This is a genomic window from Olsenella uli (assembly GCF_016899935.1).
Lineage (GTDB): Bacteria > Actinomycetota > Coriobacteriia > Coriobacteriales > Atopobiaceae > Thermophilibacter > Thermophilibacter uli_B.
In genome coordinates this window covers 1-266 of the sequence record NZ_JACJJK010000049.1, presented here as the reverse complement: position 1 = coordinate 266, position 266 = coordinate 1, and the positions used below count along the sequence as shown (strand labels likewise).

Annotated in this window: 1 pseudogene; it reads right to left on the bottom strand. The window is 52.6% G+C overall.

Annotated elements, in window-relative coordinates:
- Window positions 1-266, bottom strand: a pseudogene (locus H6A07_RS09810) (hypothetical protein); the annotation flags it as partial.

The following is a 266-nucleotide window of genomic DNA, read 5'->3' as shown; positions in this document are numbered from 1 at the left end:
GAATAACCCTGGGTGAAGTCGAAGCAGTCATCATCGCAATTGACAACAAGCAGGTTGCTTACGTTCACAGAGCCTCCGAAGAACTCTATACCGTCATCTGCGCCCTCGGCAATGTAAATGTTCTCGATGGTTGTTCCTGCGCCTACGCCGTTAAGGGTAAGTCCGTTGTGCTCGATGTCGGCACTTGAGCGGGCGCCCGAGTAGAGGATACTTACGTAAGTGAGAACACCTGAGTTGTCGTTGTTCTGGTCGCCACCGTAGGGAAC